This window comes from Bacillus sp. Hm123 (assembly GCF_051842975.2).
Taxonomy (GTDB): Bacteria; Bacillota; Bacilli; order Bacillales; family Domibacillaceae; genus Bacillus_CE.
The window spans coordinates 2,857,146-2,875,145 of record NZ_CM200277.1; the positions used below are offsets into that span (position 1 = coordinate 2,857,146).

General features: G+C 39.5%; 27 protein-coding genes. 11 read left to right on the forward strand and 16 right to left on the reverse strand.

Translation table 11 applies throughout. The features are described 5' to 3' along the window. Window positions 1-29: 29 nt before the first annotated feature. Window positions 30-185, forward strand: a complete 156-nt coding sequence (locus ACSVDJ_RS15030; RefSeq protein ID WP_176450943.1) for a hypothetical protein — start codon at window positions 30-32, stop codon at window positions 183-185. 45 nt (window positions 186-230) lie between these two features. On the opposite strand, the gene ACSVDJ_RS15035 is transcribed toward ACSVDJ_RS15030, so the two are convergent. From ACSVDJ_RS15035 to ACSVDJ_RS15075, 9 genes are all read right to left on the reverse strand, one after another. Beyond that, entirely contained in the window at window positions 231-668 is a 438-nt protein-coding gene (locus ACSVDJ_RS15035; RefSeq protein WP_439166884.1) for an ABC-2 transporter permease, read from the reverse strand. A gap of 3 nt (window positions 669-671) precedes the next feature. Further along, entirely contained in the window at window positions 672-1,046 is a 375-nt protein-coding gene (locus tag ACSVDJ_RS15040; protein ID WP_439166905.1) for a GntR family transcriptional regulator, read from the reverse strand. A 26-nt stretch (window positions 1,047-1,072) separates the two neighbouring features. After that, window positions 1,073-1,717 (reverse strand): ABC-2 transporter permease, encoded by a 645-nt coding sequence (locus ACSVDJ_RS15045; protein WP_439166885.1) that lies wholly within the window; start codon window positions 1,715-1,717, stop codon window positions 1,073-1,075. Continuing rightward, on the reverse strand, window positions 1,714-2,574 hold the full coding sequence (locus ACSVDJ_RS15050) for an ABC transporter ATP-binding protein (protein WP_439166887.1): 861 nt from the start codon (window positions 2,572-2,574) through the stop codon (window positions 1,714-1,716). Before ACSVDJ_RS15050 ends, ACSVDJ_RS15045 begins: the two co-directional genes overlap by 4 nt. Window positions 2,575-3,102: 528 nt before the next feature. Next, the gene (locus ACSVDJ_RS15055; RefSeq protein ID WP_518619225.1) at window positions 3,103-3,330 is read right to left on the reverse strand and encodes a TIGR04104 family putative zinc finger protein; all 228 of its coding nucleotides are present in this window, start codon (window positions 3,328-3,330) and stop codon (window positions 3,103-3,105) included. Between the two features lie 94 nt (window positions 3,331-3,424). After that, the gene (locus tag ACSVDJ_RS15060) at window positions 3,425-3,682 is read right to left on the reverse strand and encodes a small acid-soluble spore protein Tlp (protein ID WP_439166910.1); all 258 of its coding nucleotides are present in this window, start codon (window positions 3,680-3,682) and stop codon (window positions 3,425-3,427) included. Window positions 3,683-3,703: 21 nt separating this feature from the next. Then, the gene (locus ACSVDJ_RS15065) at window positions 3,704-3,841 is read right to left on the reverse strand and encodes an acid-soluble spore protein N (protein ID WP_439166912.1); all 138 of its coding nucleotides are present in this window, start codon (window positions 3,839-3,841) and stop codon (window positions 3,704-3,706) included. Between the two features lie 72 nt (window positions 3,842-3,913). After that, window positions 3,914-4,078 (reverse strand): hypothetical protein, encoded by a 165-nt coding sequence (locus ACSVDJ_RS15070; protein ID WP_518619229.1) that lies wholly within the window; start codon window positions 4,076-4,078, stop codon window positions 3,914-3,916. Window positions 4,079-4,167: 89 nt separating this feature from the next. Next, the gene (locus tag ACSVDJ_RS15075) at window positions 4,168-4,947 is read right to left on the reverse strand and encodes a class I SAM-dependent methyltransferase (protein WP_439166913.1); all 780 of its coding nucleotides are present in this window, start codon (window positions 4,945-4,947) and stop codon (window positions 4,168-4,170) included. Window positions 4,948-5,050: 103 nt separating this feature from the next. Here ACSVDJ_RS15075 and ACSVDJ_RS15080 point away from each other — a divergent pair, with 103 nt between their 5' ends. The 7 genes from ACSVDJ_RS15080 (at window position 5,051) to ACSVDJ_RS15110 (ending at window position 9,357) form a co-directional block, all read left to right on the forward strand. Next, on the forward strand, window positions 5,051-5,290 hold the full coding sequence (locus ACSVDJ_RS15080; protein WP_439166914.1) for a Crp/Fnr family transcriptional regulator: 240 nt from the start codon (window positions 5,051-5,053) through the stop codon (window positions 5,288-5,290). A gap of 90 nt (window positions 5,291-5,380) precedes the next feature. Then, entirely contained in the window at window positions 5,381-5,698 is a 318-nt protein-coding gene (locus ACSVDJ_RS15085; RefSeq protein WP_439166916.1) for a Crp/Fnr family transcriptional regulator, read from the forward strand. A 129-nt stretch (window positions 5,699-5,827) separates the two neighbouring features. Further along, on the forward strand, window positions 5,828-6,595 hold the full coding sequence (locus ACSVDJ_RS15090; protein ID WP_439166918.1) for a class I SAM-dependent methyltransferase: 768 nt from the start codon (window positions 5,828-5,830) through the stop codon (window positions 6,593-6,595). Beyond that, entirely contained in the window at window positions 6,592-7,290 is a 699-nt protein-coding gene (locus ACSVDJ_RS15095; RefSeq protein WP_439166919.1) for an ABC transporter ATP-binding protein, read from the forward strand. Before ACSVDJ_RS15090 ends, ACSVDJ_RS15095 begins: the two co-directional genes overlap by 4 nt. Next, window positions 7,291-8,322, forward strand: a complete 1,032-nt coding sequence (locus ACSVDJ_RS15100) for an ABC transporter substrate-binding protein (RefSeq protein WP_439166920.1) — start codon at window positions 7,291-7,293, stop codon at window positions 8,320-8,322. It begins immediately after the preceding gene. Next, on the forward strand, window positions 8,309-9,067 hold the full coding sequence (locus ACSVDJ_RS15105) for an ABC transporter permease (RefSeq protein WP_439166923.1): 759 nt from the start codon (window positions 8,309-8,311) through the stop codon (window positions 9,065-9,067). The genes ACSVDJ_RS15100 and ACSVDJ_RS15105 overlap by 14 nt, the downstream gene beginning before the upstream one ends. Beyond that, window positions 9,046-9,357, forward strand: a complete 312-nt coding sequence (locus tag ACSVDJ_RS15110; protein WP_518619237.1) for a cupin domain-containing protein — start codon at window positions 9,046-9,048, stop codon at window positions 9,355-9,357. Before ACSVDJ_RS15105 ends, ACSVDJ_RS15110 begins: the two co-directional genes overlap by 22 nt. Window positions 9,358-9,412: 55 nt before the next feature. Here ACSVDJ_RS15110 and ACSVDJ_RS15115 read toward each other — a convergent pair whose 3' ends face one another. Then, window positions 9,413-10,384 carry a bile acid:sodium symporter family protein gene (locus tag ACSVDJ_RS15115; RefSeq protein ID WP_439166925.1) on the reverse strand — a complete coding sequence of 324 codons (972 nt, stop codon included), beginning with the start codon at window positions 10,382-10,384 and terminating at the stop codon, window positions 9,413-9,415. An 11-nt stretch (window positions 10,385-10,395) separates the two neighbouring features. Beyond that, a complete protein-coding gene (locus ACSVDJ_RS15120; RefSeq protein WP_439166926.1) occupies window positions 10,396-11,778 on the reverse strand; it encodes an FAD-binding oxidoreductase in 1,383 nt (460 codons plus the stop codon). Window positions 11,779-11,932: 154 nt separating this feature from the next. On the opposite strand from ACSVDJ_RS15120, the gene ACSVDJ_RS15125 reads away from it, so the two are divergent. Both ACSVDJ_RS15125 and ACSVDJ_RS15130 read left to right on the forward strand, forming a co-directional pair. Continuing rightward, window positions 11,933-12,646: a FadR/GntR family transcriptional regulator gene (locus ACSVDJ_RS15125; protein WP_439166927.1), complete on the forward strand. Its 714-nt coding sequence runs from the start codon at window positions 11,933-11,935 to the stop codon at window positions 12,644-12,646. A gap of 4 nt (window positions 12,647-12,650) precedes the next feature. Beyond that, window positions 12,651-13,151, forward strand: a complete 501-nt coding sequence (locus tag ACSVDJ_RS15130; protein ID WP_439166929.1) for a GNAT family N-acetyltransferase — start codon at window positions 12,651-12,653, stop codon at window positions 13,149-13,151. A 598-nt stretch (window positions 13,152-13,749) separates the two neighbouring features. Here ACSVDJ_RS15130 and ACSVDJ_RS15135 read toward each other — a convergent pair. Both ACSVDJ_RS15135 and ACSVDJ_RS15140 read right to left on the reverse strand, forming a co-directional pair. After that, complete coding sequence (locus ACSVDJ_RS15135; protein WP_439166930.1) at window positions 13,750-14,388, reverse strand: nitroreductase family protein; 639 nt, start codon at window positions 14,386-14,388, stop codon at window positions 13,750-13,752. A gap of 20 nt (window positions 14,389-14,408) precedes the next feature. Then, complete coding sequence (locus ACSVDJ_RS15140; RefSeq protein WP_439167876.1) at window positions 14,409-14,837, reverse strand: MarR family winged helix-turn-helix transcriptional regulator; 429 nt, start codon at window positions 14,835-14,837, stop codon at window positions 14,409-14,411. Between the two features lie 413 nt (window positions 14,838-15,250). On the opposite strand from ACSVDJ_RS15140, the gene ACSVDJ_RS15145 reads away from it, so the two are divergent. Then, window positions 15,251-15,688 (forward strand): GNAT family N-acetyltransferase, encoded by a 438-nt coding sequence (locus ACSVDJ_RS15145; RefSeq protein ID WP_439166932.1) that lies wholly within the window; start codon window positions 15,251-15,253, stop codon window positions 15,686-15,688. Window positions 15,689-15,711: 23 nt separating this feature from the next. On the opposite strand, the gene ACSVDJ_RS15150 is transcribed toward ACSVDJ_RS15145, so the two are convergent. The 3 genes from ACSVDJ_RS15150 to ACSVDJ_RS15160 all read right to left on the reverse strand — a co-directional run bounded on the left by ACSVDJ_RS15150 (window position 15,712) and on the right by ACSVDJ_RS15160 (window position 17,999). Continuing rightward, window positions 15,712-15,888 carry a hypothetical protein gene (locus ACSVDJ_RS15150; protein WP_439166933.1) on the reverse strand — a complete coding sequence of 59 codons (177 nt, stop codon included), beginning with the start codon at window positions 15,886-15,888 and terminating at the stop codon, window positions 15,712-15,714. Between the two features lie 103 nt (window positions 15,889-15,991). Then, the gene (locus ACSVDJ_RS15155) at window positions 15,992-16,939 is read right to left on the reverse strand and encodes a cation diffusion facilitator family transporter (RefSeq protein WP_439166934.1); all 948 of its coding nucleotides are present in this window, start codon (window positions 16,937-16,939) and stop codon (window positions 15,992-15,994) included. 13 nt (window positions 16,940-16,952) lie between these two features. Then, the gene (locus ACSVDJ_RS15160; protein ID WP_439166936.1) at window positions 16,953-17,999 is read right to left on the reverse strand and encodes a flavin-containing monooxygenase; all 1,047 of its coding nucleotides are present in this window, start codon (window positions 17,997-17,999) and stop codon (window positions 16,953-16,955) included. Window position 18,000: the final 1 nt, after the last annotated feature.

Genomic DNA, 18,000 nt, shown 5'->3' on the forward strand with positions numbered 1-18,000 from the left:
TTATTTGTATATCGTTTAGGGGTGAAAATATGGAAAAACAATCAGTTGTATTACGATTTCCTAAAGTTCTTTTAGAGAGGGTAGATGCCTACAAAGAGCAAAAAGGGTTTGGAACTCGCACCCAAACTATTTTCCATTTGCTACAAGTGGCTCTCGAACAGTCGGACAATCGAGATGGCAAATAGCCATCCCTTGTCCGAAGGCGATTCATCCCCCACCTACTCATTGGGCTATCGCCCTACACATTCCTTGAGGTGGGAGTCTTCTCGCCTAAAAAGATAAAAAATGCTCATCACGCCTAGGAGCATACTCAACACGATGATGACCTCTTGCCATTTAGGAACAGGAGCGATGAAGCCACCGAGTCCTCCGGCAACAATAAGATAAATGATGAACGCAATTAGAAACCACTTTAAGCCTCCGATATATTTTGCAACGACAATTTGTGTGCGAGTGACTGGCAACGTATGAATGAGAAGCGAACTATCGGGATTTTCCTTATTCGGCAAATTAGAAATCATCACATAATAACCAGAAACCGCAAAGACAAATACGATAAACTGATAGGAATGATTAGCTGTTATTGTTGATAAAAAAATGAATGGTGTCATAAATAATAATAGTCGATTCATGCTTTGAACGTTGAGCTTCATTAAATGTCTTATCACTAGTCATTCCTCCTTGTAAATAAGTGACAGCATCTCTGTCAGTTCAGAAAGAGAAATTTGAAAAGCTTTGCTTTGCTTGGCGACTTCCGTCAACTGGTCTTCTATAATCTTCAATTGCTTCTCCTTTAACAATTCCGGATTTTGCGCAGATACGTAAGAGCCTTTACCAGGATACGTTTCAATAAATCCTTCTCGCTCTAGCTCCTCATACGCTTTTTTCGTCGTAATCACACTAATTTGCAACTCTTTGGCTAGTTTCCGAATCGACGGCAGTGCCATCTTTTCTTGCAGCTCCCCGCGCAAAATATGCTCTTTAATTTGCCGCTGAATCTGTGCATAGATCGGCTCATCTCCGCTGTTCGTAATGCGAATATGCAAAGACATCCCATCCCCTCCTTTCCTCGTTAAAAGCGATGCTTCTCATACAATCGAACACACAATAAATAACTGCCGCCAGTAATTAGCCCCGTCAGCGTTAACATGCCTAATAGCGGCAATGGCTGGCTAAACCAATAGCCTCTCTCTTCCATTAGACCAGTCCCCGCTAAAACACTAAACATAAAACTGCAAGAAAAAATAATGATAAATATCGCGAAAGCGCTACTAACATAATAACTAAATCGATAATACATCACATGATAAATCGAACTAGCGACAAAGTGAAACATACAAATGGCAACGATATCTCTCCACCCGGGCAATGATGCAGCGATTCCAACATCGACAAAAGATATTACAGCCGCAATAATGAGATAAATGCTGAAACTAATTATAAGCACTGGAATACTCACTAAAAAACGCGCGCCTACTAGTTGTTTTCTCCACATCGGCAAAGACTGTGCTAAAAAACGACTACTCGGTTGTCCCCGATCTACTTGACTAATAGAGGTAACACAAAAGAAAGAAACCATAAACACATACAAAATCGCTCCCATATTCGTGTACCCATCCGTCGTCGCCAACCGCACTAATACGAGTGCCACCGCTGAATACATAATGTAAATAATCGGTTGAATAAGCTTCAATTCTCGAATGACAAGTTGAATCATTGCGCCTTCTCCTTCACAAAAAAGTACATTATTTGATCGAGCGTCGGCTTTTCAAATGAAAAATGATCTCCATACTGTTCGCGCAATAATGCTCCTTTTTCTGTTAACGCTTCAAAACCAACAGCTGTTTTTCTAACATGAATCAAATGGGATTTTACCTCATCGACTATTTCCGTCGGGCCTTTCACGATTTGAAAATGATCAAGCAGCTCATCCTTTTCTTTACTAAAGACGATACGCCCGTTATTAATCATCGCAATATAATCAGCAATACTCTCAAGATCCGTCGTAATATGGGTCGAGAAAAAGATCGCTTTGTTTTCGTCTTGAATCACTTCAAGCAAAATATCTAAAAGCTCGCGACGAAACACGGGATCGAGCCCTGCTGTTGGCTCATCCATAATAATCAATTCCGCTTCATGCGATAAAGCAAAGGCTAACGCCATTTTCATTTTCATCCCTTTCGATAAGCTCTTCACCTTTTGCTTGCGATTTAATCCGAATTTATCTAAATACGCGTAAAAGCTTGAATCACTCCACTGCGAGTAAAACGGGGCGACTAATTTTTTATTCGCTTCAATCGTTAAATGATCAAAATAAATATTTTCATCCGCGACAAAACCGATGCGATCTTTAATCTCCCTCGTTGCTTCCTCATGTGTTTTGCCGAACAGTTTAATCGTTCCTTGCTCATAAGGAATAAAGTCCATCATGCACTTAATCAATGTTGATTTTCCCGCCCCATTCGGACCGATAAATCCCATAATAAAGCCTTTCCTTATCGATAAACTAACATCGTCTAAATAGAAATTTTTAAATGTTTTTGATACATGCTGCACCTCTAAAATATGCTCCATTTGATTCAGGCAGATTTGAACACTGCCCTCTCCCTCCTTTTCAATCTGTTTATACTGTATATACTAAACATAAACAGTATAAACAGATATGTCAACAGAAAAAAACGTCTCACTGATTTATGAGACGGTCCTGTCTGGATAGAAAGCGAAGGGATGGGGTATCCAGAAAAGTTGAAGAAACTGTTCGTAAGGTTAAAGAAATGGATAGAAAGGCGAAGAAATCGCTCGCAAGGTCAAAGAAACAGATAGAACATCGAAGAAATCGCTCGCAAGGTCAAAGAAACAGATAGAACATCGAAGAAATCGCTCGCAAGGTCAAAGAAACAGATAGAACATCGAAGAAATCGCTCGCAAGGTCAAAGAAACAGATAGAACATCGAAGAAATCGCTCGCAAGGTCAAAGAAACAGATAGAACATCGAAGAAATCGCTCGCAAGGTCAAAGAAACAGATAGAACATCGAAGAAATCGCTCGCAAGGTCAAAGAAACAGATAGAACATCGAAGAAATCGCTCGCAAGGTCAAAAAGTTACCACCAATACGGTTTCTCCTCGCTACTTAACTCCACAAACGACGGCAATAATATCATAAGCAAAAACAGCGGACTCCAATACGTTAACGTAAGCCAATTAGTCGTTTTTTCCGACACATATTGTTTCGTCCCGCAATACGGACAAGCGAGGCCGTTTTTTGAAAAGCCTACTCGCAGGACTTCTCGCCTTTTCCATTTGTGTTGACAGTTTTGACAACGAGCCATCACCGCTCCCCCCTTTTCCTTCCTATACGTACCATCTATATGAAAAGTTTCAAACAAACAAAAACCCCCACCGCTGAGCAGTGGGAATTGAAAATTATAAGAAAGATTGTTCTTCCGCAATCTCTCGTTTAAATCCTTCGATACTTTCTTGGCGTCTTTCATTATTCGCTTTGATTTTCTCGATTTGCGCTGCGCTTTCCGCGTGATCGAGTGACTCGTTTGCCTCGTGGATATTGTCCATCGTGTTATTCATCATTTGTTGCATCTTGGCGACTTTCGCTGCACGCTCGTTCGCTGCGGCAATATTTTTGGCTGTATTTTTTTTCATTTGCTGCTCATTTGAGTGGCTCATCGAATTCCCTCCAAGTAAGTATCATGATCCATTGATGACATCTGGCTGTTTTCCAGATTTATCTTGCATCTTTTGTCCTTTATTTCCGCCGGCTGCCTTTTGCTGTTTGCCTAGTTGGTTCGGCGCGAAATCCTTGCTGTTTCTTTTCGGATTGCCCACACGAATCACCTCCTACGACTAGTATGCTCGTTTCGTTCGGAGATATGAAAAAAAGCTTCCTACATAAGGAAGCTACGCTTTTTTTCTTTCCATTATATTTAATACTGGAAGCATGATCATAATAATTAAGATCATAATACTAGTGGCTCGATCTCCATAAAATTTTTCAGTTACAATATCATAAAAGCACAACCCAACGACGACGGAGATAAAAACGGGTATAAGTATTTTTTTCAATCGAGCCACCACTTTTCTAATTGATAATAATTTTCATTATCTATTAGAAATAATAACCGTAGTGATAATGATTGTCAATAGCTTTTTTATTATCGTTTTTTAGCTACGAGACAAATCCCTTGAAGATGTTGCTGGTGCTTTATGAATGTATTTCTCATTTTTAGGACACGACGACGTGCTGTCCGATGGCGTGCAATATTGAAACCGATTTTCGCAACACCTTGCACTCCTTCATCCTCGATGAGACGTTTTGGCTTTAATAAATGCATCGGTGTCAGGTGGCAATGTTGAATGTCAAAGCCATGGCTAGTAAGCAACGTTTTCCACTCTTCCACTGTTAATGGAGTGGCATTTACTTTAATCGCCTCGATTAAATCTTTACGAATGACTTGTCGTTTTTCATCAGGTAAATCTGCGGGAGCTAACGCCATTTCATGAATGGCATATAGACCTCCCGGCTGTAAAATACGCCCTGCTTCTTCAATAATTCGATCTTTTTGGATAGGCGATTGCATCGTTAACATCGCTTCCCCATAAACAACGGTCGCTACGTTATCATCGAGACCTGTTTTCTCCGCCGTTCCTAAAATAACTTCTTGATTGGCTTTCGTTAATAACTTTGTTACTTTTTGAGCAGCTTGTTGATCTTTTTCAATCGCAAAGTAAGCGGATGGATTTTGTGCTAAAGCTAGTTTAGCCGTCAGTCCAAGGCCAGGAGCAAATTCTACTACTGTATCAGCTGTTGTAATATGAAGTGCTTCTAACATTCTTCGAGTCATTTGAATGCCACCAGGTCTTAATACTGTTTTTCCCAAACTCGCTAATAACCAGTGCCCAGGAATTTTTTCATAATCAATTGATTTAGCCAACTTCAACACCCCCTATTGATAATGATTATCACTAAATGTTAATATTAATAATAACATATAATTTTAGTCTGTGACGCAAATCAATTTTTAAGGGGAACGAATTATGAAAAAAACGTATTGTTTTTCAAAAGTGCCGATTTTTCAACATTTAACAGAAGATGAAATGAAGCATGTATCTAGCATCATTACACGGTATGAATATGATACGAATGATTATATTATTCTAGCTGGTTCAAAAGATAAAAAATTATTTATCGTTCATGAAGGTCACGCCAAAGTAAGTGTCACTTCTAAAGATGGAAAGGAGACGGTATTACGCTTTTTACAAAGCGGGGATTTCTGAGGTGATGAAACGCTCTTTCAACATGATTCTATTTCATATACAGTCGAAGCGACACAACCGACAAAAATTTGTGCACTCGATGGCAATAAATTGAAAGATCTATTAGCCGAAAGTCCGTTAACCCTTTTAAAAATGATGGAATCAGTAACAGCACGCATGGATGAAGTAGAAAGACGCTTTGTCTCTATTTGTCATGATGACGTCACAACCCGTCTTGCGCACTTTTTACTCGAACGCGCACCCGTCATCACCATCGCAAAAAAAGACCTAGCCTCCGTATTAGGAACATCAAGGGAAACAATCAGCCGGAAATTAACTGAATTTCAAAAGGACAGATCTATTGTAGTAAAGGGAAGAAACATTGAAATTGTCAACAAAGAAGCTCTAGGTGAAAAAATATCAGGCTGAATGATGGCGAACAACGACTAGATATCCTCTAGTTGTTTTTTATTTTTTGCTTCGAAATGTGACGTAGATCAATTACAATGATAATCATTTTCAATTAATATAAAGAAAAAGCGAAAAAGGAGTCTTTTTATGAATTCATCCTCAAAAAAACCTGCGCATTTATTTTTAGCCGGTCTCGGTAAAACCGTATTACGACCAGGAGGAAAAGCAGCAACTCATCAAATCTTAAACGCTTGTTCGATTACCGCTGAATCTAAAGTATTAGAAGTAGCGCCGAATATGGGAACCACAGCCATTCATATTGCCAAAACATATGGAGCAACTGTCAAAGGAATTGATATTAACAAAGAAGCTGTCAATAAAGCTCAACAAAATATTCAACAGCACGAACTAGAGCACCTTATTCATATCCAGCATGGTAACGCTTTACAACTGCCATTTGAAGATGAAACCTTTGATATCGTTTTAAATGAAGCGATGTTAACTATGCTTCCAGATGAAATGAAACAACAAGCGTTAAAGGAATATTATCGTGTATTAAAGTCAGGTGGGATCTTAGCGACACATGATTTACTAATCAAAGACGAGCAACAAGTGACAACCGAACTCGATGAATTAAGAAGCCTTATCATGGTAAGAGCTCAACCAAAAACACGCACAGTATGGCAACAGCTTTTTGAACAAGAAGGGTTCGCTATTCAACAAATAAATACGGGTGAATTACATTTATTATCGCTTAAAGGACTCGTTCATGATGAAGGGTTTGATGGGCTAATGACAATCATTCAAAACGCTCAACAAAACGAAGAAGATGAAAAGTATTTCCGAGAATTAATTGAGCAATTTGATGATGCCCGCACACACTTTGGCCATATTACAGTAGTGGCTTGTAAATGACTGCAACAGTTGTAGAGCTTGAACAAATTGCCATCGAGTACAAAGGGAAAAAAGTTTGTGAACAATTTGATTTATGTTTGGCCCTTGGCGAAGTAGTTGTACTCGTTGGACCATCTGGAATCGGAAAAACATCTATTCTAAATGTAATCTCAAACATTATTCAACCTACGTTTGGCAAGGTTTCTATTTTGACTGATGAAATTTCCTACGTATTTCAAGAACCGAGATTATTACCTTGGAAAAACGTCTTTGACAATGTGGCGTTTAGTTTAAATGAAAAGGTCGATTCATCGAAAGTAGAAGCGATGCTAGAAAAAGTACAATTGTACGAAGAACGAAATGTTTATCCTAGACAATTATCCGGTGGTATGAAGCAACGAGTCTCATTAGCACGTGCATTTATTAAAGAGCCTAAATTGCTGTTAATGGATGAACCTTTTAGTGCATTAGATTATCAAATGAAGCAAAGATTGCTCGATGATTTTTGCCAATTAATTGAGCAGCACCAAACTAGTGTCGTTTACGTGACACATGATTATGAAGAAGCGGCAAAAATTGCGGATCGAATTATCGATATTACCCAGGCCAATCAAGGAATATATGATGAGCTGTTACTGACGACGGAGCGCTCTGAACGAAGTCCAAAATATATCACCGATGTACAAATTCAATTATTGGAAAGAAGGAACACCTAGATGAAATATTGGAAATTGTTATTGCTGACGGTCATTTCAATCATTTTAGTCGCGTGTAGCAATGAAAAGAAAGTAGAACAAACAGAAACTGAAAAAGAAGCTGAAAAAGCGACTGAGAAACTAGACGCATTGTCGATTCAAGCCCCTTCAGGTATTTCAATTGCCTCGCCACTTTACAAAATTTTAGACGATCAATCACTATCTGAAGTAGTAGATGAAGTGAAGTACCAACCATGGAACACACCAGATGAATTACGTGCACGTATTACGAGTAACGAAGTGCAAGTATCTGCTGTACCAAGTTATGTAGGAGCGAACCTTTATAACAAAGGGATGGATATCAAACTAATTAATACGTTAGTTTGGGGATTGTTACACTTTATTGGCCCAGATGGAGAAACATTTAGTTGGGAGGATTTAAAAGGAAAAACTGTCTATGTTCCTTTTAAATCTGATATGCCGGACTTAGTATTCCAATACTTACTAGATAAAAATGGGATCAACAAAGATCAAGACATTACGATCAAATATGCTTCAGCACCGCAAGAAGTCGTTCAATTATTGGCGGCTGGTAAAGCACAATATGCTATTTTACCAGAACATGCGGCTTCACTTGTCATAGCAAAAGCAAAAAAATCGAACGTGAAGTTAACGAAGCAAATGAATTTACAGGAAGAATGGGCGAAAGTGACGGGGAAAGAAGCTCGGATTCCACAAGCAGGCATCGTCGTTAATAACTCTTTAATCGAAGAACACCCTGAAGTTGTAGAAACATTGCAAAAGGAACTTGCTTCTTCCATCGAATTTTTAAACACATCGCCTAATGAAGCGGCACCAATGATCGCCAAATACCAAGAAGGTTTAGAGCCGGCATTCATTGAAAAGCTGATTCCATCATTAAACCTGGAGTTTGTGTCTGCACAAGATGCGAAAGAAGAGCTTGAATTTTTCTTTGAACAATTAGCAACCATTTCACCAGATATTATCGGTGGGCAATTGCCGGATGATGATTTCTACTATGACCCAAAGTAAAAGCAGATCCATCCAACTAATATCGATTTTTGCTTTATTAACAGCTTGGTATATTATCTCGTTATTTTTCCCAAGCATTTTGATTCCTTCTCCTTATGAGACAGCTTGTGCTATTTGGGAAATAACGAGGACAGGCCAACTGTTCGAACAACTGTCCATCTCTCTTGTTCGAATGATAATCGGTTTCACCATTGGCGCCATAATTGCTATTAGTTTAGGAATTATGGCGGGCCTAAACGAAACGATTTATGAAGCATTTCGTCCGGTGACAGCCATTCTAATGGGGATTCCACCTATTATTTTAGTCGTGCTCGCTCTAGTTTGGTTTGGAACGAATTCCTCCATTGCCATCTTTGTCGTTTCTATTTTAATTTTTCCTACGTTCTTCTTAAACATAGCTAACGGCTTTCGACAAATGGATCAACAATTACTAGACATGGCTAAAGTATATCAAAAATCAAAATGGGTATTATTGAAAGATATTATTTTCCCAAGTTTAATGGTTCCCTTATTTACGGCGTGCTCGATTGCATTTGGTAGTGCTGTACGCACAACAGTGATGGCCGAATTGCTTGGTGCCTCAGACGGAATCGGTGCCTCCCTTTCGATGGCAAGAATCAACATTAACACCGATGTTGTGTTCGCTTGGACCGTCATAAGCATCTTATTAATTATCGGAATTGATTACCTCATTTTAAAACCGATGAAAGAAAAACTATTTCAATGGAGTGGAGATCCCAAATGAATATTATTGAATTACAATGGAGTTTAAAAGAAAAGAAAATTACTAAGCAACATGAAGCCGAGAGCTTTGATGCACTAACGATCGAACTTAAAAAAGGGCATTCTATCCCTACACATGATGCTCCGTATACAGTGTTAATCACCGTTCTAGAAGGATGTGTAACCTTTAATATTGAAGGTGAAGATCGAGTAATGAAGCCAGAACAAATACTTCAATTAGATCCTAAAGAGGCACATAGCTTAGAAGCTCTAGAAGACAGTAAAATTCTCGTGCTGAAATTAAAAATATGAAAATTTGCCCAAGCAACTGTTCTCTTTTGCTTGGGCAAAATCACAAGATTGATCATCACCTCTTGATACTCTCTAACTGCACCGGAACTTCCACCTCTGTATTCACCCGCTTTTTCGACCAATACGTCGCCAAGATCGGACCAGAAATATTATGCCAAACCGCTCCGACCACACTCGGTAAAGCCGCTAGCGGGCCGAAGTGAGCGGTAGCTAAAGCGACGCCAAGACCAGAGTTTTGCATCCCAACTTCGATAGAAATAGCACGACGATTACTTTCATCAAGACCAAGTAGACGAGCGGTCACATAGCCGAGCATCAGACCGAATGCATTATGCAACATAACCGCAATGAAGATGATCAATCCAGCCGAAGCAATCGTTGTCGCATTGCCTGCTACAACCGCCGACACGATGATAATAATCGCCAGAACAGAAATTAATGGGATGATATGGATGCTTTTATCGACAAAACTTGGAGCAAGCTTCCTCACAACAATCCCCAATACAATCGGAATAATGATCACTTGAATGATCGACATAAACATCGCCATCGGATCGACCGGCATCCACTGACCAGCGAGCCATAATAAAATAAACGGCGTCGCAATTGGGGCCAACAACGTAGAAACAGATGTCATCGCAATCGATAAAGCGACATTTCCTTTCGCCAAATACACCATTACATTCGAAGCCGTTCCTCCTGGGACAGACCCTAATAAAACAAGTCCTGCGGCTAATTCTGCTGGCAAGTTCAATAAATAAGCAATCCCAAAGGCAGTGAGTGGCATGATCATAAATTGAGCGCATACACCGATGATGACAGGCAGCGGCTTCGTTAACACAATTTTGAAATCAACCGCCTTTAACGTCAGCCCCATCCCAAACATCACTATACCTAATAAAATCGTAATATAGCCCTTAAGTACAAGAAAAGGAGCTGGAACAAAAAAAGCGATTAAAGCAATCAAAATAACCCAAACAGCAAAATATTTTCCGGCGACATTACTGATAGCTTCTAAAACTTTCATCCACTCACCTCTTATCGCTTCATTTTCAAAATTTTATTTGGATTTAATAGTGTCAAAGGATCGAGTGCTTGTTTGATTTTTTCCATCACAAGTAACGCCTTTCCATGCTCTTTCTCTTGGTATTTCTGTTTGCCGATGCCAACGCCGTGTTCTCCCGTACAAGTACCGCCTCTTTCAATCGCATACATTACGATTTTTTCATTTAATTCGTCAGCTTTCTGCTTCTCTTCCTCGTTATTCATATCAATCATTAACAACACATGGAAATTCCCATCACCAACGTGACCGACAATCCCGCCAATCAACTCCAACTGATCAAGCTCTTCTCTCGCATAATGAATCGCTCCTGCTAATTCAGAAATCGGTACACACACATCCGTAACCATCATCTTTCTGCCTGGATAGCCATGCACATAGGCGTAAGCTAAATTATGGCGCGCTTCCCAAAGTTGTACACGAGCGGCATTGTCCGTTTCAAATTCGATTCCTTCGCATTGAAACTCCGCCACAATTTCCTTCATAAAGTCTACATCTTGCTTTAAGCCCGCTTCATTGCCGTGAAACTCTAAAAATAACGTCGGCTGTTCCTTATATGAGGTGTCACTATGAAGATTCGCTTGCTTCATCGATGGTTCATCCACAAGCTCGACTCTAGCAATCGGAATCCCCGCTTGCAAAATGCCTACGACCGCTCCGACCGCATCGTCGACCGTTGGAAAAGAAGCTCTCGCCGCCATAATAAATTCTGGAATTCCGTACACACGAAGCGTTAATTCCGTAAAGCAGCCTAACGTCCCTTCTGAACCGACAAATAGACTATTTAGATGATAGCCCGATGACGATTTCGCCGCTAAATTCCCTGTATGTATCACCGTACCATCGGCTAGTACCACTTCTAAATCACGCACTTGGTCACGCATCACCCCATATTTCACTGAAGTCGTTCCGCTCGCATTCGTCGCAGCCATTCCTCCGAGTGTGGCATCAGCTCCAGGATCAACCGAGAAAAATAATCCATGTTTTTTCAACTCTTTATTCAATTGCGAACGCGTCACACCAGGTTGGACACGAACAAGGAAATCCTCGGCTCTCACTTCTAAAACTTTGTTCATTTGTGAGAAATCAACCGTGATCCCATGCTCATACGGAATGACATGCCCTTCTAAGCTCGATCCGACGCCAAATGGTACGACCGGTACTTCATATTCTGTCGCAATATTCATGACTGCACTCACTTCTTCTGTCGTCGTCGGAAACACAACGATATCGGGAAGGCTTGTCGCATGATAAGATTCGTCTTTCCCGTGTTGCTCTAAAATCGTTTCATTGATAGATACTTGCTGATCAGAAAGAGCCTCTTGTAAAGCTGTGATCCATTCTTTCGTTATATTCATTTGCTTTTCCTCCATCGTCACATATACTAATTTATAGGTCTAACCAAATCAAAGTTGGTCTAACCTTTTTCCTATTGTACTAAATTATCTGAAAAAATCAATAATTAAAATTTTTCACTAAATTGATTACAATACAACATAAGGGGGAGATTTTTTGATTCCACAGCCGAAGAAAAAAACATATCAAGTAATTGTTGATCAAATAAAAGAATACTTTTTAACGGAACAATTGCAGCCCGGAGATAAATTGCCGACGGAAAGAGAGCTCGCTAGCCGCTTTAATGTTAGTCGAACATCCGTAAGAGAAGCGTTACGCAAGCTAGAGATGAAAGGAATTATTGAAATTAAACAAGGCAGCGGAAGCTTTATGAAAACATCCGAATTTCAACTACTTGGCGATGAACTATCCACAACAATCGTCCACGCAGAAAATAAACTTGTCTATGAAATGTTGGAGTTACGCCGAGCGCTTGAAGTAGAATGTGCCTTTTTGGCTTCTCAAAGAGCCACCTCTGAAGACTTAGAACATATTCGCCAAGCCATCGAAAAAATGAAAGTCGCTGAAACTGACGTTGAACTTGGATTAGAGGCTGACCTCCATTTCCATTTAAGCATCGTTCGTGCCTCTCATAACTCAATTTTTTTACAATTGGTCCAAACACTGAGCGAGCATATGCAAGATACAATTCGAGCGACACGAAGACAACGACTCGCTGACCCGGAACGACTACAAGGTACGATTGATGAACATAAACAAATGTACTTGGCGATCGTCGCTGGAGAAGGAGAATTAGCAAAACAGCTGATGGAGAAACATATTACACAAATTAGAAAAGAATTGGCGGAGTCGCTTTTAAACTGGGAGTGAATTTATGAAAATCATTAGAGCAGCAACAAGTGAAGATATGAATGAAGTATATATGATGGGCTATGACGTTTGGGGAGATAATATGCCTTCTGAAAAGTACGTCACTATATGTCGCGAGTCTAGTAAATATAAAAAAGGGCAGTGGTACGTGCTTGAAGATACAGATAAGAAAGAACTGTTAAGCTCCCTTATTGTCTATAAATTGCCTCCATTAGGCGACTTAATGGTTAGAGGTATCGGTTCCATTGCCACACCGCTACAGCTGAGACAAAAAGGGTATGCTTCTTTATTAATCAAGCAAGTCATCATGCAATTAGAAGAAAATGAAAACTGTCAGCTTGTCTTCCTTTATAGTGATATCGGTACCGAATTTTATAAACGATTGCAGTTTGTTGAAGTTCCAGCTTCTAAACAAAGATATCGAGAGAGCACTTGTATGTATTATTCCAATGGAAATGGAAAAGGTATTGATATAACGTGCTTTCAGATCCCGAAATATTTTTAACATGCTTTCTAGTTTTTTTATACTTACTTTCATTGTACCTGATGACAAACAAGGGCTATTCTTCATGCATAGAAGAACAGCCCCTTACGAGTAACTGATCATAAATAGTAGGTTATGAAAAAAAGCACCAAAAGCAAAAGAAGGAGGAGTATACTTCGTAATTTGCTACTTTTCCACGTTGTAACAATTGACACTATGATCCCAATTGTTATGAAAATGTACCCGCTCATTTTCATGCCGTCTACCTTTAACAAACCTCCTAATGTAGCCAAAAAAGCACCGATAACATTAAAACCGATGGTAAAAATAAACCGTGGCGATTTAAAATCCGTCATCGCCTCCTGCTGTTCCTCCTCACTCATTTTTAAATACCCTCGAACAACCATGAAAGTCGGTATTCCCCACATTATTAAAAACATCACTAATGCATCCGTATCTATCTTCAAATATATTCACCCTCTATGACTATGATAATCTTTCATTATGTATCTTTTAGACAACTCCTCTTTTTGGTAAATATACAATAAAAATGTTTTAATTACCATATATACAAAAACAAAACGCCAGCCACAAAATGTGACCGGCGCTCGCTATTTTCTTATTTCCACTGTGCAACTTTTTCGATTGGCAGGCGAACGGATGGATAACCGCTATTCGCTGCTTTCCCAATTGAAATTAACATTACTGGTACGTAACGGTCTTTATCTAGCCCAAACGCTTCAGCGATTTTATCTTTTTCAAAGCCGCCGATTGGGCATGTGTCGTATCCGTGAGCACGAGCGGCAAGCATTAATTGCATCGCAACAAGGCCTCCATCCGTTAACACGACGTTTTTCATGACTTCTTTTGACACTGAATTGTAGTAAGCAGTCATTTGTGGCATTTGGCTGTCCTTCACTTCTTGAGGCATATAGCCAAGTTCCACTGTTTTCCCATAGATTTCTTCCGCATTTTCAAAGTTGTTTAAGTCACCGAATAAGGCAATTACTGCTGAAGATGTTTCTACTTGTGATTGGTTAAACATCGCAAGTGGTGCCATTTTTGCTTTTCCTTCCTCGCTTTCAATCACAAGGAAACGCCATGGCTGCATGTTGAATGAAGATGGTGCTAACGTCGCTTCTGTTAAGATTTCCGTCATTTCTTCTTTGCTAATTTTCACGGACGGATCGTAGTAACGAATGGAACGGCGTCCTGTCATAATTTCTGTAAAGTCGTTTGTTTTTTGTGTTGTGATCATAGATGAATACTCCCTTTTTATTAAATATCGTTAATATTTGTTTCAATGCGATTCAACATCGCAAACAGTTGATCAATTTCTTCTTCCGTAAAATCTTTCAGCACTAAAGAGACAAATCGTTCTTTTTCCTTTAAAAAAGCGCTAATCTCATGGCGTCCATGATCAGTTAAGTGAACAAGCGTAACTCGGTGATCAGTCGGCTTTTTACGCCTGGCGATCATGTCGTTCGCTTCTAGTTGCTTTAAATGTCTTGTAATGGCGGCGTTATCAATATGGATTTGTTGCTGAAGCTCTTTTTGACTCATTTCCTCGACTTGATACAACTGGTACAACAGTTCAAGCTTTGACTGACTAAGACCTGTACACCCTTCAAACTTCGAGCTCATTTCTTTATTGAGGAAATGCAATTTATAGACAATCATCGACTCCTTCATGCATAAATTCGTCAACTGATCCCGTCCTTTCCAGTTAGAAAAAAATAATTGATACGTCAATAGTTGATACATCAATTAATATACTAGAACGTATGTTGAGATGCAATCATTTTATCTTCAAAGTGAAAAATTACCGTTTTTCCTAATTGGAAAAGTGGTAATTTCGTATTTGTTACACCTTTATTTGATTACGAGCTTACGTTTAATCCATATAATTCTCAATCAAGAGGAAAAGGACTTCTCTCGGATTATGTTAAAATAAATGAAGATACACTTTGCACTTGAGTATCGCGTGTTACTTAGCAGCTATGATTGATCTCCACAGCTGCTTGGGATTTTTGAAGTGGAAAGAATGATTATCTTTATGACGATGCCTTTCTTTTTTGAGGAAGTGAGTTCCTAACTAATTCAAAAGGAGAATACATTAAATGAATATAACCCTTATTGACGTAGATAAGAATAATTATGAGGATATTTGTGACCTATCTGTAGCTGAAAACCAGTATGATTATGTAGCAGAAAATATGTGGTCACTTGTTGAGTCAAAATTCAACCCATCTTATCAAACACGCGCAATTTGTTTAGATGACAAACCTGTTGGATTTTTCATGTGGGTGCCTGAAACAAAACAAAAAATATCTATCTGGAGATTTATGGTAGACCAGAATTATCAAAACAAAGGTATCGGTCGTAAAGCTTTGCAACTAGCCCTTGATGAAATTAAGCAAACAGATGGATTAGAAGAGGTTGAAATCTGTTATGATCCCAATAACCCTGTAGCAAAAGACTTTTATGCTAGTTTTGGTTTCCTTGAAGTCGGTATGGATCAAGAAGGTAAAGATGTATTAGCAATTATTAAAATTTAACTAATAAATTTAAAAACAATTCTTCATCTCCTCGTATAAGGTGTTTTTTGTAATAACCAAATAATTAATAAGAAAAATAAAGCAAAAATCATTCTAGAAAATAAACTAAGTGCTAAATTGGATTGATCAAACGGATCTACTGGAATAATAAATGTTGATAAAAATCCTAATAAAAATATAACTACATATCTCAGCACCATATATTACCTCCTCGAGTTATATAATAACATAAATGAGAGTGAAAAATTGGAAAACAAAAAAACAACAGCCGCCTTCCCCAATTGGAAAAGCGGCTGTTGCTCATTATACTTTCATTTCTCCATGCTCAATTTGCGATGTTTCAATTTGAATCGTTGTATGTTCGATTTTGAATTTGTCTTGAATTTTATTAATTGCTTGCTGTAAAACGGCTTGGCTGTCTGCGTCGTCTTCAATTAAAATGTGGCAAGTTAACGTATCCAAACCGGAAGTGATCGTCCAAATGTGTAGATCGTGAACATCAACGACACCAGCGATCGCTTCTAATTCTTTTTTCACTGCTGCTTGGTCAACTGTGATCGGTGTGCCTTCCATTAAAATATGAACGGAATGCTTAATGACGCCCCAAGCACTTTTTAAAATGAGAAGAGCAACCAAAACAGAAATAATCGGATCAGCAATGTACCAATCGAACAGCAGCATCAGTAAACCAGCCACTAACGCACCGACAGACCCAAGCGCATCTCCTAACACATGTAAATAAGCACTTCGTAAATTGACGTTATTTTTCACGTCTCCCTTACTCATCAGCGACCAAGCACTAAGTAAGTTTGCGAACAAACCGACAGAAGCGATCAGCATCATCGTTCCACTTGCCACAGTTGGCGGCTCTAAAAATCGTTCATAAGCTTCAACAACGATAAATCCAGCAATTACAAATAACGTCACACCATTTAATAACGCTGCTAAAATTTCAAAGCGATAAAATCCATACGTTTTCGTTGGTGAAGCAGGTCGTGCCGCAAACCAGATCGCCACTAAACTTAAAAATAATGAGCTCGTATCACTTAACATATGACCGCTATCTGATAGAAGAGCTAAACTATTCGTGAATAAACCTCCGAAAAACTCCAAAATCATAATGCCTGCTGTGATCAATAAGGCAATGATAAGACCCTTTTTATTCCCTTCCCGCGTTTCTTCAAAATGATGATGGTGGTGGTGATGTCCATGATGGTCATGCCCGTGATGATGATGATGATGGTGTCCCATGTTACTTCCTCCTTTATAATCCGTTTCTTATTATATGTTGATCTATGTACTGCGCATCTGCTCCTACGCCGTGAAGCAAGGCGGAGCTACGACTGAATTGCCAAGGCAATCCGAGAAAATACAACCCGTCAATTGCTGTAACGCCTCTTTCATGAAGCGGTGTTCCCTTTGCATCTAAAACTCCTACAATGCCGATCCACTGATAATCCGAGCGAAACCCCGTCGACCAGATCACATTTTCTACCTTCACTTCGCTGCCATCCGCAAACATAAACTGGTTTTGTTTGGCATCCATCGTTCTCGGTTTCAATACTATCTTCTCTTGTTTCAATACTCTTTTCAACTCTAACCCCATAATCGGTTCTGGTTGTTTCTTTATCAATCTTCCCACTTTAGAATGAGCAGGCGCTCGATAAAAACCAAATATATCCAACCAACGAAAAAGGCTTCTGCGACCAAGGCGTAACGGAAGAAACTTCAATTGATGACCTACCGAGAAATACACTTCTCTTTCCTTAGCGAGCTCAACAGCAATTTGCGCACCTGAATTCCCTCCGCCTACGACTAACACAGACCCCTCATTTAATTGCGTCGCATTTTTATATTGAGAAGAATGCAATTGCAACACATCGTCAGAAAGCGAGGTTGACAACGCTGGAATGAAAGGCTTTTGAAACGGTCCGGTCGCGACAACGACTGTTTTCGTAAAGAAGTCTCCTTGATTTGTGATGATTTGAAAGCCATCTTTCACTTGAACTAACTTTTGCACCGTTGTGTTATGGCAGATAGGAAGTGCGAATGTTTTCGTATAAGCTGATAAATACTCGGCTATTTCATCCTTTGTTGGATACCCTTCCTGATCCCCTCGCAACTTCAAATCCGGCAAAGAACTGTAGCCACGCGGCGTAAATAAAGTCAGTGAATCGTATCGCGCTTTCCAAGACGCCCCTGTCTCTTGCGCCTGATCAAGAATCACAAATGATGCCTTCCTTTTATTTAAATAAAATCCCATAGACAGCCCGGCCTGCCCGCCGCCGATAATGACTACATCATATCGCATC

Excerpts from the sequence above, each read along its gene's own strand:
- ACSVDJ_RS15030 (WP_176450943.1), top strand. The coding sequence starts at position 30 with ATGGAAAAACAATCAGTTGTATTACGATTTCCTAAAGTTCTTTTAGAG.
- ACSVDJ_RS15045 (WP_439166885.1), bottom strand. The coding sequence starts at position 1,717 with ATGATTCAACTTGTCATTCGAGAATTGAAGCTTATTCAACCGATTATT.
- ACSVDJ_RS15050 (WP_439166887.1), bottom strand. The coding sequence starts at position 2,574 with ATGGAGCATATTTTAGAGGTGCAGCATGTATCAAAAACATTTAAAAAT.
- ACSVDJ_RS15055 (WP_518619225.1), bottom strand. The coding sequence starts at position 3,330 with ATGGCTCGTTGTCAAAACTGTCAACACAAATGGAAAAGGCGAGAAGTC.
- ACSVDJ_RS15060 (WP_439166910.1), bottom strand. The coding sequence starts at position 3,682 with ATGAGCCACTCAAATGAGCAGCAAATGAAAAAAAATACAGCCAAAAAT.
- ACSVDJ_RS15080 (WP_439166914.1), top strand. The coding sequence starts at position 5,051 with ATGAAAAAAACGTATTGTTTTTCAAAAGTGCCGATTTTTCAACATTTA.
- ACSVDJ_RS15090 (WP_439166918.1), top strand. The coding sequence starts at position 5,828 with ATGAATTCATCCTCAAAAAAACCTGCGCATTTATTTTTAGCCGGTCTC.
- ACSVDJ_RS15095 (WP_439166919.1), top strand. The coding sequence starts at position 6,592 with ATGACTGCAACAGTTGTAGAGCTTGAACAAATTGCCATCGAGTACAAA.
- ACSVDJ_RS15100 (WP_439166920.1), top strand. The coding sequence starts at position 7,291 with ATGAAATATTGGAAATTGTTATTGCTGACGGTCATTTCAATCATTTTA.
- ACSVDJ_RS15105 (WP_439166923.1), top strand. The coding sequence starts at position 8,309 with ATGACCCAAAGTAAAAGCAGATCCATCCAACTAATATCGATTTTTGCT.
- ACSVDJ_RS15110 (WP_518619237.1), top strand. The coding sequence starts at position 9,046 with ATGGAGTGGAGATCCCAAATGAATATTATTGAATTACAATGGAGTTTA.
- ACSVDJ_RS15115 (WP_439166925.1), bottom strand. The coding sequence starts at position 10,384 with ATGAAAGTTTTAGAAGCTATCAGTAATGTCGCCGGAAAATATTTTGCT.
- ACSVDJ_RS15120 (WP_439166926.1), bottom strand. The coding sequence starts at position 11,778 with ATGAATATAACGAAAGAATGGATCACAGCTTTACAAGAGGCTCTTTCT.
- ACSVDJ_RS15130 (WP_439166929.1), top strand. The coding sequence starts at position 12,651 with ATGAAAATCATTAGAGCAGCAACAAGTGAAGATATGAATGAAGTATAT.
- ACSVDJ_RS15135 (WP_439166930.1), bottom strand. The coding sequence starts at position 14,388 with ATGATCACAACACAAAAAACAAACGACTTTACAGAAATTATGACAGGA.
- ACSVDJ_RS15145 (WP_439166932.1), top strand. The coding sequence starts at position 15,251 with ATGAATATAACCCTTATTGACGTAGATAAGAATAATTATGAGGATATT.
- ACSVDJ_RS15150 (WP_439166933.1), bottom strand. The coding sequence starts at position 15,888 with ATGGTGCTGAGATATGTAGTTATATTTTTATTAGGATTTTTATCAACA.
- ACSVDJ_RS15155 (WP_439166934.1), bottom strand. The coding sequence starts at position 16,939 with ATGGGACACCATCATCATCATCATCACGGGCATGACCATCATGGACAT.
- ACSVDJ_RS15160 (WP_439166936.1), bottom strand. The coding sequence starts at position 17,999 with ATGCGATATGATGTAGTCATTATCGGCGGCGGGCAGGCCGGGCTGTCT.